The 14,211-nt window shown below is 54.2% G+C and carries 15 protein-coding genes; 9 read left to right on the top strand and 6 right to left on the bottom strand.

From position 1 onward, the window contains the following. Window positions 1–12 precede the first annotated feature (12 nt). From PKO01S_RS09825 to PKO01S_RS09815, 3 genes are read left to right on the top strand one after another with little or no spacing between them, the layout of a single operon-like run. Entirely contained in the window at window positions 13–894 is an 882-nt protein-coding gene (locus PKO01S_RS09825; protein ID WP_127531163.1) for an ROK family protein, read from the top strand. 18 nt (window positions 895–912) lie between these two features. Next, entirely contained in the window at window positions 913–1,857 is a 945-nt protein-coding gene (locus PKO01S_RS09820) for a dihydrodipicolinate synthase family protein (RefSeq protein WP_127531162.1), read from the top strand. After that, window positions 1,850–2,527: an N-acetylmannosamine-6-phosphate 2-epimerase gene (locus PKO01S_RS09815; RefSeq protein WP_127531161.1), complete on the top strand. Its 678-nt coding sequence runs from the start codon at window positions 1,850–1,852 to the stop codon at window positions 2,525–2,527. Before PKO01S_RS09820 ends, PKO01S_RS09815 begins: the two co-directional genes overlap by 8 nt. A gap of 254 nt (window positions 2,528–2,781) precedes the next feature. Here PKO01S_RS09815 and PKO01S_RS28750 read toward each other — a convergent pair whose 3' ends face one another. Continuing rightward, complete coding sequence (locus PKO01S_RS28750) at window positions 2,782–2,937, bottom strand: hypothetical protein (protein WP_164779556.1); 156 nt, start codon at window positions 2,935–2,937, stop codon at window positions 2,782–2,784. A 97-nt stretch (window positions 2,938–3,034) separates the two neighbouring features. Continuing rightward, window positions 3,035–3,802 (bottom strand): AraC family transcriptional regulator, encoded by a 768-nt coding sequence (locus PKO01S_RS09810; protein WP_127531160.1) that lies wholly within the window; start codon window positions 3,800–3,802, stop codon window positions 3,035–3,037. 134 nt (window positions 3,803–3,936) lie between these two features. Between PKO01S_RS09810 and PKO01S_RS09805 the strand changes: the two genes are divergently transcribed. Beyond that, window positions 3,937–4,719, top strand: coding sequence for a sugar phosphate isomerase/epimerase family protein (locus PKO01S_RS09805; RefSeq protein WP_127531159.1), 783 nt, complete (start codon window positions 3,937–3,939; stop codon window positions 4,717–4,719). A 1-nt stretch (window position 4,720) separates the two neighbouring features. Next, the gene (locus tag PKO01S_RS09800) at window positions 4,721–5,743 is read left to right on the top strand and encodes a Gfo/Idh/MocA family protein (RefSeq protein ID WP_127531158.1); all 1,023 of its coding nucleotides are present in this window, start codon (window positions 4,721–4,723) and stop codon (window positions 5,741–5,743) included. Between the two features lie 106 nt (window positions 5,744–5,849). Here PKO01S_RS09800 and PKO01S_RS09795 read toward each other — a convergent pair whose 3' ends face one another. Both PKO01S_RS09795 and PKO01S_RS09790 read right to left on the bottom strand, forming a co-directional pair. Continuing rightward, window positions 5,850–6,326 (bottom strand): DUF5680 domain-containing protein, encoded by a 477-nt coding sequence (locus PKO01S_RS09795; RefSeq protein WP_127531157.1) that lies wholly within the window; start codon window positions 6,324–6,326, stop codon window positions 5,850–5,852. A gap of 59 nt (window positions 6,327–6,385) precedes the next feature. After that, window positions 6,386–6,700 (bottom strand): hypothetical protein, encoded by a 315-nt coding sequence (locus tag PKO01S_RS09790; RefSeq protein WP_127531156.1) that lies wholly within the window; start codon window positions 6,698–6,700, stop codon window positions 6,386–6,388. Window positions 6,701–6,815: 115 nt separating this feature from the next. Between PKO01S_RS09790 and PKO01S_RS09785 the strand changes: the two genes are divergently transcribed. Together PKO01S_RS09785 and odhB are read left to right on the top strand one after the other, a co-directional pair. Beyond that, window positions 6,816–9,680 (top strand): 2-oxoglutarate dehydrogenase E1 component, encoded by a 2,865-nt coding sequence (locus PKO01S_RS09785; RefSeq protein ID WP_127531155.1) that lies wholly within the window; start codon window positions 6,816–6,818, stop codon window positions 9,678–9,680. Between the two features lie 19 nt (window positions 9,681–9,699). Beyond that, window positions 9,700–10,950 (top strand): 2-oxoglutarate dehydrogenase complex dihydrolipoyllysine-residue succinyltransferase, encoded by a 1,251-nt coding sequence (odhB, locus tag PKO01S_RS09780; RefSeq protein ID WP_127531154.1) that lies wholly within the window; start codon window positions 9,700–9,702, stop codon window positions 10,948–10,950. Window positions 10,951–11,014: 64 nt separating this feature from the next. Here the strand turns inward: odhB and PKO01S_RS09775 are convergent, their stop codons facing one another. Continuing rightward, window positions 11,015–11,440 (bottom strand): GNAT family N-acetyltransferase, encoded by a 426-nt coding sequence (locus PKO01S_RS09775; RefSeq protein WP_127531221.1) that lies wholly within the window; start codon window positions 11,438–11,440, stop codon window positions 11,015–11,017. A gap of 265 nt (window positions 11,441–11,705) precedes the next feature. On the opposite strand from PKO01S_RS09775, the gene PKO01S_RS09770 reads away from it, so the two are divergent. Together PKO01S_RS09770 and PKO01S_RS09765 are read left to right on the top strand one after the other, a co-directional pair. Next, on the top strand, window positions 11,706–12,170 hold the full coding sequence (locus PKO01S_RS09770; protein ID WP_127531153.1) for an HPP family protein: 465 nt from the start codon (window positions 11,706–11,708) through the stop codon (window positions 12,168–12,170). A gap of 104 nt (window positions 12,171–12,274) precedes the next feature. Beyond that, the gene (locus PKO01S_RS09765; protein WP_246070514.1) at window positions 12,275–13,579 is read left to right on the top strand and encodes a D-alanyl-D-alanine carboxypeptidase family protein; all 1,305 of its coding nucleotides are present in this window, start codon (window positions 12,275–12,277) and stop codon (window positions 13,577–13,579) included. 103 nt (window positions 13,580–13,682) lie between these two features. Here the strand turns inward: PKO01S_RS09765 and PKO01S_RS09760 are convergent, their stop codons facing one another. Beyond that, window positions 13,683–14,210, bottom strand: coding sequence for a GNAT family N-acetyltransferase (locus PKO01S_RS09760; RefSeq protein ID WP_164779555.1), 528 nt, complete (start codon window positions 14,208–14,210; stop codon window positions 13,683–13,685). Window position 14,211 lies beyond the last annotated feature (1 nt).

Below are 14,211 nucleotides of genomic sequence, written 5' to 3'. Positions count from 1 at the left end.
GGGGGATGAGCGATGAAACGGTATCTCGCAATCGATATCGGCGGCACCTCAATCAAATTCGCCGTCCTTGACGATGAAGCGGGCATCGTATTTCACCAATCGGTCGCGACGCCCAAGGGCCAGGCAGATGTCCGCATCCCCGAAGCGGTGTATGACATTATTGACCGTATGCGCTTCTTGTTCGACGACATCCAGGGAATCGGCATCAGCACAGCGGGCGTCGTCGATCCGCGCAGCGGCGAGATTCTGTATGCGGGAGAGACGCTGCCAAGCTATGCCGGCACGAATCTGAAGCAGCTGATCGGGCAGCGCTACGGGCTGCCGGCTTTCATTGCTAACGATGTGAATGCGGCCGCGCTCGGTGAGCATTGGAAGGGAGCCGCGCAAGGCTGCGATCACTTCTTCTGCGTCGCACTCGGCACCGGCATCGGCGGAGCGCTGTTCATCGGCGGCCAGCTCGTTACCGGCCACAGCAGCAGAGCAGGCGAAATCGGCCATACGCTGTTCGATAAGACGACGGGCACGACCTATGAGCAGCGGGCTTCCATGTCGGCATTAATGAGACGGGCGGCGCACGAGGTGCCGGGCTTCGACGGATCGGGCCGCGAGCTGTTCGAGCTGGCGCGGGCGGGAGAAGAGGCGAGCAACCGGCTGATCGACAGCTGGACCGAGCAAATCGCGAGAGGGCTCGCCGACATTGTGCTGACGTTCGATCCGTCGATGATCGTCGTTGGCGGAGCGGTATCCGAGCAGAAGTCATTTCTGATGGACCGGATCGAATCGCATATGAGCGAATATCTTCCTGACGGGTTTTCAACAACCGCGCTGCAAGCGGCGAAGCTGGGCAATCGGGCCGCTTTGTACGGCGCCGTGTATTCTTACTATAATAATTAATCGGAGCGTGAACCTATCATGGCAACCGGACTTGTATCTAAATTCGAAGGCATCTATATCGCATTGTATTCTGCTTATAACGATAACGGCGAAGTCGACCGTGAGCGTGCGAAGAAGTTAGCTCGTTATTACGTTTCGCGCGGTGTTAAGGGACTGTATGTCGGAGGCAGCTCGGGCGAAGGCATTTTGCAGAGCGTGGAAGAGCGCAAGACGATGCTTGAAGCCGTTATGGAGGAGGTCAAAGGCGAGCTGACGATTATTGTTCATGTCGGCGCCAACTCGACCCGCGACAGCGTCGAGCTGTCGAAGCATGCCGAGCAATGCGGCGCGGATGCGATCTCGGCCGTGCCGTCCATTTACTATAGAATGTCGGAGGCGGCAGTCGAGCACCACTGGCAGGCAATGATCGACAGCACGTCGCTGCCGTTTATTATTTATAACATTCCGCAGACGACGGGCTTCAATCTGTCACTGAAGCTGCTGAACAAGATGGCGGCGCAGGACAAGGTTATCGGTGTCAAAATGTCCGGTGAAAGCACCTTTGATCTGCAGCAGTATAAAGAGGCGGGCGGCGAAGACTTTCTCGTCTTCAATGGACCCGACGAGCAATTCCTCGCAGGCAGAATCATGGGCGCTGACGGCGGCATCGGCGGTACGTACGGGGTCATGCCGGAGCTGTTCTGCGCACTTAACCGTCTGTTCGAGCGCGGCCGCGTTCAAGAGGCGCAGACGCTGCAGACGAAGATTAATGGCTTTATTACAAGATTGTTAGGCTATCCGTCGCTGTATGGCGCATGCAAATACATTTTGCAATTGCGCGGAATCGAGTCGGGACAGCCGCGTCTGCCGCTGCTCCCGGTACGGCCTGAGCATCATGAGCCGCTTGCCGAGTTGAATCAGGACATTATCGCCGCTATTGGCAGTTACGCGAAGGTTGCGGAAGGGGCCGAAAGCCATGCTTAAGCAAATCGCAAGCGGACTAGTCGTCTCTTGCCAGGCGCTGCCGCATGAGCCGCTGCACAGCTCGTTCATCATGTCCAAGCTGGCGCTGGCAGCGATGAAGGGCGGAGCGGTCGGCATTCGGGCCAATACGAAGGAAGACATTCTAGCGATCAAGAACGAGGTTTCGCTGCCGGTTATCGGCATCGTCAAGCGTGATTACGAGGATAGCGAAGTGTTTATTACGGCGACGAAGCAAGAAATCGATGAGCTTCTGGCAAGCGGCTGCGAGATGATCGCGCTGGATGCAACGAACCGTCCGCGCCCAGGCGGCGTGACGACGGCTGAGCTCGTCGCGTACTGTCGCGAGAACAATGCTGCCGTACAGCTGATGGCCGATATTGCTACGGTGGAAGAAGCGGTCGCTGCGGCGGAGCTGGGCTTCGACTGCGTTTCCACGACGCTTCACGGCTATACGTCTTATACGTCGTCATCGAAGCTGTATGACAACGACTTCGAATTTCTCAAAGCCGTGCTGCGCGAAGTGCGGATTCCGGTTATTGCCGAAGGCAATGTGAGGACGCCAGAGATGCTAAAGCGCTGCTTGGAGCTTGGCGCCGCATCCGCCGTCGTCGGCGGTGCCATTACACGGCCGATGGAAATTACGGAGCGTTTCATTGAGGCGATCCGGTAGGCGGCATACGAGGGAAAGTGCAAAATATGCGGAGTGCCCCTGTGGGACTCCGCATATTTGCGTTTGCGGCGGAGAGATTATACAGAGGGCGCGGAAGCGCCGGTTCTAAGTTGGGAGCGCTTCTCAACAACCTGATGGCGATACATTCTGCTGTATAAGAAACTGTCAGGCAGAGCAGCGCTCGTATCCTTCATTTTGAACATGGCATATTTGTTTATTTATGTCAGATGGATCCTCCTATCGTTAAAATACTTCTAGCCCCCCTCAGCTTTGGCTCGGATTAACGCCGATTCCCGTACGCTGAAAGAGTTTTCCTTGCGCACGATGAGCGGCACGCCAATCTTTATCGGCACGCTGCCGGTCATCGCGGGATACGTATTTTTTAGAGGAATATTTTTATTGAAAGGCATTGTACTCGGCTCCGTAAAGGGGTAGTCATTCACATACAAAAGGCTCTGCAGCCATCGTCTTGAGACGTTGAGCTTCAGAGCCTTTTCGTACGTTGGATTATAGTCCCCGATATTGATTGGGAGACAATCCGTATTTTTCCTTGAAGGCACGGTGAAAATAGGGGTAGCTGTTAAAGCCGCAATCATAGGCGACCTGCTCCAGCTTCAGCGGCGTATGCTTCATCCGCTCTACAGCCATCGACAGACGGACGTCGAGCGTATACCGGACAATCGTCGTGCCGCTTCCTTCCCGGAACAAATGAACGGCCCGCGATACACTTAGTCCGACATGACGTGCAACGTCCTCGATTCGGAATGGAGTTGCGGCATGCTCTTCAATGAACCGCTTCATCTGCGTAATCTTGAAAGGCTCGCTTGATTCCTTGATGGCGCGGTCTAGGCATAGGCATAACGATTGGAGCAAATAACCGCTTAGCTCATGGGAATCATGCGATATGCTTCGGTTCTCGAACACCATCTGGCGCCACAGCGTCACAATCCGGTCATCGGGATTGATTCGGGCGTGGGATGGCCTGTCGGCACGGCTCCACCATTGATCCAGCCAGTCGCCGCGGCAAAATAAGTAATAGTCTGCGCTGAAGGAGCCGTTCAAATCCTGTTCGTCAATTCGAAGCTCATAGGGATCGCCTGGCTTAAATAACAGCAGACTGCCGGGCGTAACGTCGATCAGTTTGCCGCCGACAAGTGCTCTTCCCTTGCCTTCAGTCTGCAGACGAAGCAAATAGGTCGTAAGAGCGGTTAGCTTTTGGGTAGGAATTGGCGCTGCGTGTCTAGAATATCCGCAGCTCAACAGTTCGGTATTCATGATGCCCTCCATGACTTTTAGCCAAATAAGTGAACTGTCAACCACATTAGGTATGTCTTTCTGTCTGGTTTAAATCTACAATCATTAATGTGAATAAGCTTTACGCTTACATTCTATAGGAAGAAGGTCTTGACATGCAACGGATGGGAATTGGCTGCCAGCTGTATACGCTGCGCGATGAGATGGAGAAGGATGTGCCGGGCACGCTTCGCAAAGTGGCCGAGTTGGGCTTTGAAGGTGTCGAGTTTGCAGGCTATTTCAATATTCCGGCTGAACAAATGCGGGCGCTGTTGGATGAGAACGGGTTGAAAGCGTTTAGTACACATGTTGATTATACTCGCCTGAATGATGACCTCCAGGGTGAAATCGCATATGCTAAGGCAATAGGCGCTAAATATATTCCTTGCTCGTATATTAAGCCCGAGGATCGTCAGAATCCCGAAGACTGGCGCGGAATTATCGATTTCCTTCACACGGTGGCGGAAGAAGTAAACAAGCACGGTCTTCAGTTCTGCTATCATAATCATGAATTTGAATTCGAGACGAAGCTCGATGATGTCAGCGTATACGAGAAACTGTTCACGACGATTGGCGACAATCTGATGAAATCGGAGCTCGACGTATGCTGGGTTCAATTCGCGAAGGAAGATCCGCTCGCAGTTATCCGCCAATACGCAGGACGGCTTCCGCTGCTTCATGCGAAAGACTTCAAACGCGGCGAAGACAACGGCATGATCACGCTGCAGCTCGGCAAGGGCGAGGTCGATCTCCCAGCTGTGCTGGAGGAAGCGAGCCGTGCAGGAGTAGAGTGGCTCATCGTCGAACAAGACTTCTGCCAGATTCCTCCATTCGAGAGCGTTGAAGCAAGCTTGAACTGGCTCAAAGAACATTACTTAACGAAAGTAGGCGTGTCCTAAAATGTCTCAACTTAGAGTAGCCGTTATCGGCTGCGGCGCAATTGCAGTGCGCCGTCACATTCCTGAATATGCGAACAACCCGAACGTTAAACTCGTTGCATTCGCCGATCCGGTAATCGAGCGTGCAGAAGAGCTGGCGAAGCAATACGATGCGAAAGCTTACAGCGACTACGAGCAACTGCTCGCAGAAGTCGAAGTGGATGCGGTAAGCGTATGCACACCGAACCATCTTCATGCTCCGGCATCGATCGCGGCAGCGAAAGCGGGCGCTCACGTGCTCGTCGAGAAGCCAATGGCGACCAATGAGAAGGAAGCGCTTGAGATGATCGAAGCAGCTAAGGCGAACGGAGTTATGCTGATGGTCGGCCACAATCAACGTCTGATGCCTCCGCACGTGAAAGCGAAAGAGGTGCTTCAATCGGGACGTCTTGGCAAAGTTATCTCGTTCCGCACGTCGTTCGGCCATCCGGGACCGGAAGGCTGGAGTCTTGACGGCCGCGACAGCTGGTTCTTCCGTAAAGATGAAGCAGTTATGGGCGCAATGGGCGACCTTGGCGTGCATAAGTCGGACTTGATCCGTTATCTGCTCGATGACGAAGTGGCTGACGTAGCCGCATTCGTCGGAACGCTTCATAAAGAAGACACGGCAGTCGACGACAACGCGACCTGCATCCTGCGCATGAAGAGCGGAGCGATCGGCACGCTGGTGGCGAGCTGGACGTACTACCGCGGCGAAGACAACTCCACGATTCTGTGGTGCGAGAACGGCGTAATGAAGATCGGAACGGATCCAGAGCGCCAAGTCATCGTTGAACTGCGCGACGGTACGAACGAAAGCATCGATGCAGGAGCAATCTCGACGAACGAGAAGCAGCTGCCAAGCTTTGTTATCGATGAATTCGTTAACTGCATCTTGAATAAACAAGAGCCATCGATTTCCGGCGAAGAGGGACTTCGTTCGCTGCAAGTGATTCTGGCGGCGTTCGAATCGCAAGAGACCGGTAAAGTTGTGGCAGTAAAATAAGTTATATCCCATCTTGGGCAGACAGCCGCTTAATGGATAGATCCGTTAAGCGGCTGTCTGTTTGTCTATTCTTACGTATTACGTATCTACTATCTACTATATCTAATTATCTCAATGTTCCGCCGTTGTATACGAGTTCGTACACCAACTCGCCGCCCAGCCAAATTTGTTCTTGGCCGCGAAAGCTGTCTATGCTGCCCTCATATTCATTCCGGTATAGGTACCGGTCCTGTTCATAAGAAATTGGGCCCCGGTAGACGGTGACCGTATCCACTTGCATCAACGCTTGCCGAAGGAAGGCGTAGATCGCTGCCGTATCCTCCCATGACCGTTCCGGTTGCGTGATGCCGCCCGAATAGACCATCGACCAGACGGGGCGGTCATGCTGCTGAACGGTTTCTTGTCCGGCAAAGAACGACATGCCGAAATAAATATCCCGGTAAAAAAATTCTCCTCTGCGGTATTCCAGTTGCTTGGAACCGACCAACTGCGGCAGCACGGAGGCCTCGTCGCCTTGTGCGGCGTAAGTATGCTGCTTGGATTCGACAAGAAATTCGCGGAGCTGTTCATAATCGAGCGCCAATTCATATCCCTCCGATAATCCATATAAATAAATTTTTAAGAACATATGTTCCTGATTTATTATAACGGATCTTGGAATCTTGTGGGAAGTCTTTCGTCTTTAATTTTTTCGCTGCCGATGCCGATAACGAAATAAACCATATTTTTCATCGCCAAATTGGAATAATAGGTTGAAGCGTAGTAAAAAATAGAAAAACGTTTAGCGCCGATTGAGATGATTTCCCGCTCAGGATCGGCCGTTTGTAAAGCAATTTGGCGGGAAGGGAGACGGAAAGCGAACAATAACGACTGAAATCGATCTAAACTGACGGGAATTGCATTATGGTGCGCAGCTCCTGCTGATTCGGATTCATCTCTGTGTGAGAACGATATCATTCCAAAGTGTTATTTCTGTCTCACGGAGGTCTATACTATAATGGTTTCAGGAATGAATTGATTTTCCTCCATATTGAATATCCAATATATAATCCAAGACGGAGGTCTCACATCCATGTCGATGGACAATAGCAACTCACAACGGCCTTGGGAAGGGTTTTACGGACCTAACCTCGGCTATGCACAAGAACAATACGAGCTTTACATTAACGATCCAGCGTCGGTAGACGAAGCGACGCGCGCTATGTTCGAGCGCTGGGGGCAACCGCCGGCAGCCGAAGCAACAGTTACAAGCGGAACTTCGGGTTCTGCGGTCATAGATGCGAATTTGTTGAAGAAAGCGGTTTCAGCGGGCAAGCTGGTTTCGAATATTCGTAACTACGGCCACCTCGCTGCGAACATCGATCCGCTCCAGATCGGACCGAAGGCGGACATCGGAATGATGGAAGCTTCCAAATACGGCATGACCGATGCTGATCTGGCAGCAATCCCTGCTGATCTGGTCTGGTTCAATGCCCCGGCCGGAACGGCGAATGGCTATGACGCGATCACGAAGCTGAGAAAAGCGTACACGGGTACGATCGCGTACGAATTCAGCCACGTACACGTTGAGCAAGAGCGCGACTGGCTGAACGAGCAAGCAGAGAAAGTTGCTCCTGCGTTCGCCTTGTCGAAAGAAGAGCGCAAAGCGCTTCTTATAGGACTTGTTGAAGCAGAATCGTTCGAGGACTTCCTGCACCGCACGTTCGTCGGCCAGAAACGGTTCTCGGTTGAAGGCAACGAATCGGCTGTGCCGCTCGTTAACGAGCTCGTGAAGAAGCTTGCTGACGACGGCGCACGCAATATTGAGCTCGGAATGGCGCACCGCGGCCGGCTGAACGTGCTGGCGCACGTATTGCGCAAGCCATATGCGAAGATTTTCTCCGAGTTCCATCACTCGCCGAACCGGAACCTGGTTCCATCCGAGGGCTCCATGGGCATCAACTATGGTTGGTCGGGCGACGTGAAGTATCACCTTGGTGCCGATCACGATCTGAAGAACGGCGAGACCGTGCAGACGCACATTACACTGGCGAACAACCCGAGCCACTTGGAATACGTCAATCCTGTCGTACACGGCTTTGCCCGTGCCGCACAGGACGACCGTTCGAAGCCGGGTTATCCAGTACAAGATAAGAAGAAAGCTGCGGCCATTATTCTTCATGGCGATTCCGCATTCCCTGGCGAAGGCATCGTAACCGAGACGCTTAATATCGGACAGCTTAAGGGCTACACGAATGGCGGGTCGGTTCACGTAATCGTGAACAACAAGATCGGCTTCACGACTGAGAGCGTGGATTCGCGTTCGACGCACTATTCGAGCGACCCGGCCAAAGGGTTCGAAATTCCGATCGTTCACGTCAACGCAGACGATCCGGAAGCGGTCGTACTCGCAGCGCGTATCGCTGCTGGCTACCGGACGAAGTTCGAGAAGGACTTCCTGATCGATCTCATCGGTTACCGCCGTTATGGCCATAATGAGACGGACGATCCGGAAACGACGCAGCCGACGATCTACTCGAAGGTCAAGTCGCATCCGTCGGTTACCCGGATTTATGCGGACCGTCTCATCCAAGAAGGCACTCTGACGGCAGCCGAAGTAGAAGGTATCCGCGAGCAAGTGCTGAACCGCCTGAAGGATGCTTTTGAAGAAATGAAGAACAGCGAATCGCAGGGGCAGGTACACCAGCCGGTGGACGTTCGCGCAGCACGCCAGATCGGCAGCATTCCGACCGGCGTATCGCTCGAGAAGCTGCGCCAGATCAACATGCAGCTGCTGCAGTGGCCAGCGCAGTTCAAAGTGTATCCGAAGCTTCAGCGTATTCTGGAGCGCCGCTCAGGAGCGCTGAACGAAGGCGAGAAGATCGATTGGAGCCATGCAGAGACGCTGGCATTCGCGACGATTCTCGCGGACGGCAAGCCGATCCGGATTACGGGACAAGATGCGGAACGCGCGACGTTCGCTCACCGCAACCTTGTGCTGCACGATGCAGAGACGGGCGACACGTTCTGCCCGCTGCATAAGCTTCCAGATGCAAAAGCATCGTTCGCGATTCATAACAGCCCGCTGTCGGAATCGGCAGTGCTAGGCTTCGAATATGGCTACAACGTTCATTCGCCAGAGACGCTGTCGATCTGGGAAGCGCAGTTCGGCGATTTCGCGAACGTCGCGCAAGTGCTGATCGACCAGTTCATCTCGGCAGGCCGCTCCAAGTGGTCGCAGAAGTCGAGCCTTGTCATGCTGCTGCCTCATGGTTATGAAGGCCAAGGGCCGGAGCACTCCAGCGCACGTCTGGAACGGTTCCTGCAGCTGTCCGGCGAAGAGAACTGGACGGTCGCTTACTTGTCGAGCGCTTCGCAGTACTTCCATCTCCTTCGCCGCCAAGCGGCAATTACGGAGACGGAAGCGGCTCGTCCGCTCGTCATGATGTCGCCGAAGAGCTTGATCCGCAATCCGCGTGTCGCATCGCCGGCATCGGAATTCGCCGAAGGCAACGAGTTCCGTCCAATTATCGAACAGCCAGGACTCGGCACGAAGCCGGAGCACGTGAAACGTATCGTGTTCGCGACGGGCAAGATGGCTATCGATCTGGAAGACGCACTTGATAAAGAAGAGAACAAAGATAATGATTGGCTGCATATCGTTCGCGTCGAGCAGCTGTATCCGTTCCCGCAAGCCGAGATCGAAGCTGTGCTCGCACGGTTCCCGAATGCGAAGCAGCTCATCTGGGTGCAAGAAGAGCCGCAGAACATGGGCGCATGGTCGTACATCGAGCCTCGTCTGCGCGCAGTAGCCGGCAAAGGAACGACGGTCAGCTACATCGGACGTCCGGAGCGTTCCAGCCCGGCGAGCGGATTCCAGCATGTGCACGCATATGAACAACAGCAAATTATCGCATCGACATTCAGCCAACGACCAAGCTTGACATATAGCAAATAGCACTGGGAGGTAAACCGCTGTGAGCAATATCATCGTACCAGCAATGGGAGAATCCATTACGGAAGGAACGATCTCGAAGTGGGTCGTTCAAGAAGGAGCAGCCGTTCGCCAAGGCGACGTTCTGCTTGAACTCGAAACGGACAAGGTTAACATCGAAATCGGAGCGGAAGCTGACGGTATCGTATCGAGCATTCTGAAGAAGGAAGGCGACACGGTTGCGATCGGCGAAGTAATCGGCACGATCGGCGAAGGCTCGGGCGCTCCTGCAGCGCCTGCTGCCCCGGCACAACCGGAAGCGGCAGCTCCAGCAGCGGCACAAGCAGCACCGGCGGCAGCGCCTGCGGCAGTCGCAGTCGCAGTAGCGGATACGTCGGGCGTGAACGCTTCTCCAGCAGCACGCAAGCTTGCTCGCGAGAAAGGCATTGATCTGAACGCAGTGCCAACGCGCGACCCAATCGGCCGCGTATTCACGGAAGACGTGAAATCGGCATCGAACGCTCCAGCAGCGGCACCTGCGGCTCCAGCAGCAGCGGCTGCACCTGCGGCAGCGCCAGCAGCAGTACCAGGCAAGCCTGCTGAACGTAAGCGGATGTCGCGCCGCCGCCAGACGATTGCGAAGCGTCTGGTCGAAGCGCAGCACAACGCTGCAATGCTGACGACGTTCAACGAAGTCGACATGACGGCGATCCTCGACGTTCGTAAACGCCGCAAGGACAAGTTCAAAGAGAAGTTCGATGTGAACCTCGGTTTCATGTCGTTCTTCACGAAAGCTGTCGTAGGCGCGCTCAAAGCCTTCCCGCTTCTTAACGCGGAGATCGATGGCGACGACATCATCGAGAAGCATTACTACGACATCGGTATCGCTGTATCGGCTCCAGACGGACTTGTCGTTCCAGTCGTTCGCGATGCAGACCGTCTCGGCTTCGCTGAGATCGAGCGCAACATCGTCGATCTGGCGAAGAAGGCACGTTCCAACTCGCTGAGCCTGTCCGATCTGCAAGGCGGCACGTTCACGATTACGAACGGCGGCGTATTCGGCTCGCTGCTGTCGACGCCAATCCTGAATGCTCCGCAAGTCGGCATTCTCGGCATGCACAAAATCCAGCTCCGTCCGGTAGCAATCGACGCAGAGCGGATGGAGAACCGTCCGATGATGTACATCGCTCTGTCGTACGATCACCGTATCGTAGACGGCGCAGGCGCGGTAAGCTTCCTCGTTAAAGTGAAAGAGCTGCTCGAAGATCCAGAATCGCTGCTGCTCGAAGGCTAAACCTAAAAAAGCCGTCCGGTGACCATCAGGTCCTCGGACGGCTTTTTTGTATATTCGGGAAATGTTATTTCAGCTTCTTCGTCATGATAACGTGCGGGATACCGGCTTCATGGAACACGTCCGATACGGTCTCGTACCCGAGCTTGCTATAGAAAGGTGCGGCTTGTGTCTGACCGTGGAGCTTCGCTTTGACAGCCCCTTGGCGGAGGCCCTCTTCTTCAAGCGCAGTCGTAACCGCGGCGCCGATGCCGTGTTTGCGGTGCTCGAGCAGTACGCAAATGCGTTCGAGCTTGGCCGTATCGCCGATTAGGCGGACTCGGCCAGTCCCGGCCGGTTCTCCGTTATAGGAGACAAGAATGTGGGATGCGGTTGGATCGTGCTCATCATATTCCTCTTCCTCTGACACGCCTTGCTCGTCCACGAATACGGTCCGGCGAATCCGGAACACGTCCTCCAGCTCTTGATCCGATTGTGCGGTTTGTACTTGAATCATAATAAATCACCTTCCTATTAAGCGATGTTGAGTTCTAGCTGTAAGTCATGGTTGGATAGACCGCTAGCGCAGTTGTACCATGTTTGTTATAAGGAATGCAAGTTTCAACAAGGGAATCCGGATAGCCGGAACGCTAGGACAGGAAAGTCTGCCAATCGTTAGTCATTGACGATTTCGTGTCCAGTCTTTTACAATGAGTCTAGTTATTTAGTCCTGTGTGGAATTTAATACCTATTACTGGATCTATAAAGAAAGGCCGATTATGACAAGAATACGAGCAGTTGCGGTAAGTCTTTATTTGATGGTTATTTACTGGGCATCATCTCATTATCCGGATGCGCATACTCTGTTTTTTCCGACGCTGGGAGCGTTCTGTTTATTGTTTATGACCCGTTCATTCGAACGCAAGACGTGGACACGCATCAGCGCAGGTGCCGTCGTTGGTGCGACGGTCGGCACGTTGCTCTATTCAATCAATCCGGGTCCGATTACTTTCTTCATTAATGCGTTAGTGATGATCACCCTTATTACGCGGATGAAATGGAACGCGCCGCCGATTATGGCTGTCTCGTTCATTCCTTATTTCTCGCATCCGACGACAATGTGGGTGCTGCCAGTATCGGTAGCGATGTCGCTGTCGGGATTGATTGCGACGCTCTGGTTCACGGAGACGCTTGAACAAGGGCTTGTCGCAAAAAGAAGCAAACAGGTCGAATCCGGAATGTAACGGCTGGAATCGTAATATCAATAGTCTAGGTTTTAATTGAACGCAAGACGCCATATTGCGCGAAGGGGTTCGTCGGAAAACGAGGAGAGACAGGTGGGAATGGCGTGTCAATTAGAAAAGACGAAAGCAGCAGCTTAAGCTATAGCTGGATACGTGTCATGGTTGCTGCTGTGCTGGCAGCACTTCTAGTGCTGCCCGTTCAATCCCGTACGGTACAGGCGGAACTTGCATCAGGAGAACAAGAACAGACGGAGCAGTCTGAACAGGCTGAGGCGGTCAAACCTCCCGTCCTTCAGTCAGAAGCGGCTATTCTAATCGATGGCCGGTCCGGCATGACGATGTTCGCCAAGAATGAGACGGAACGAATGTATCCGGCGAGCATTACGAAGATCGTGACGGCGATCGTAGCTTTGGAGAATTCAGACGTATCTGACATTGTAACCGTTTCCAAGGGAGCACGGTGGGAAGAAGGCACCCGCGTCTATCTGGAAGAAGGCGAGCAAATGTCGATGGGACAGCTGCTGCAAGGATTGCTGATCAATTCGGGCAACGATGCGGCAACCGCGATCGCTGAGCATATTGACGGCTCGAAGGAAAAGTTCGCAGAGCGAATGACGGCCTTCGTGCGCGAGAAGGCAGGGGCGATGAACAGCCAGTTCCGCAATCCGCACGGTCTTCCCGACGAAGAGCATTATACGACGGCGGAAGATATGGCGAAGATTGCGCAGTATGCGATGCGCAACGATAAATTCCGGGAAATCGTAGGTACGAAGAGAGTCGCTTGGAACGGTCAGACGTGGCAGACGACGCTCGTAAACCATAACAAGCTGCTCGGGACTTACGAAGGGGCGACTGGAATTAAGAATGGTTACACGCAGGCAGCAGGCTCAACGCTTGTCGCTTCGGCGAAGCGTGACGGCATGGAGCTGATTGCAGTCATCTTGAAAGCCCCGTCCACGGATCTAATGTACAAAGAAATGCGCAGTCTGCTCGACTATGGGTTTGCAGCCTACGAGCCTAAGATGCTGTTCGACGAGAACGAAACGTACCGGATGAACGGCATGCCGTCAGTTGCTTATACGGCAGAAGAGCCGATTTGGGCAGTCGTACCGAAGGGCGAGACGCCGAAACTCATTGTCGATACGACAGGTGTTGTCCGCGTCGTTACTTCGAGCGGGGTCAAGGAAGCCGGACGGTTCCAAGTGAGCCACGAGCCGGAAGTAAGAGCGTTGGCGGCCGGATCGGAGAAGGCAGCCAATGTAACGTCCGCTTCGCATGACGCCAGCGGAGATGATTCGAATGGCGTGATGATCGGGACGATCGCCGGCATCTGTCTGTTAGCCGTAATAGGCGGCGCACTGTACGTGGTTCAATTGAGACGCAGGAATAAAATGTCGGATACTTTATAAATGAAATAAACAGCAAGTCCACAGATCTATCTGCGGGCTTGCTGTTTATTATAGGACCTGAATCCGTCCGTTAAGGGGATGATTTAGAACCCGCCACGGCGCATTAGGTTACGCTCGTGCTTGAGGCTGTCTGACTCGGAGTTTCTCGCCTGCGGAGGCCCTGGCCGAAGCCGTCCGTCTGAAGCAGCAGCGTCGGCTTACCCGTCGGGCCTTCCTCCAGAGCGACTGCTTTCAGCCCCGCCTTGAAGAACAGCCGCAAGCTTGCCGGATTATCGGAAGCAACATGGCAGCACAGCCCGCCGAAATGGTCGATCAGCCCGCAGATCAACGCATGGCCGACTCCTTGGCTGCGCGCATTAGGATGGACGGCGACGAGGCAAGCGGAGCGTCCGCTGTCTGCGGCGAATGCGAAGCCGAGCAGCTTGCCGTCTTGATGAGCGATGACGGCGGCGAACGGTGAAGACGGCGGAGCAACCGGTGCGGCTAGCGGTAATGCAGACCCTCCGCCAGCAGCAATTAGGGCTCGCAATCCGCCGGCCGTCAGCCGGCGGTCGCCATAACGCTGGGCGAAATGAAGCAGCCGGTTCCGCCAGAGCGGCCACTGGGCCGGCTTCAGCCGTACGATGTCCATC

It is taken from the genome of Paenibacillus kobensis NBRC 15729, assembly GCF_004000825.1.
Classification (GTDB): domain Bacteria; phylum Bacillota; class Bacilli; order Paenibacillales; family Paenibacillaceae; genus Paenibacillus_T; species Paenibacillus_T kobensis.
This window is presented reverse-complemented; position numbering and strand designations above follow the sequence as displayed.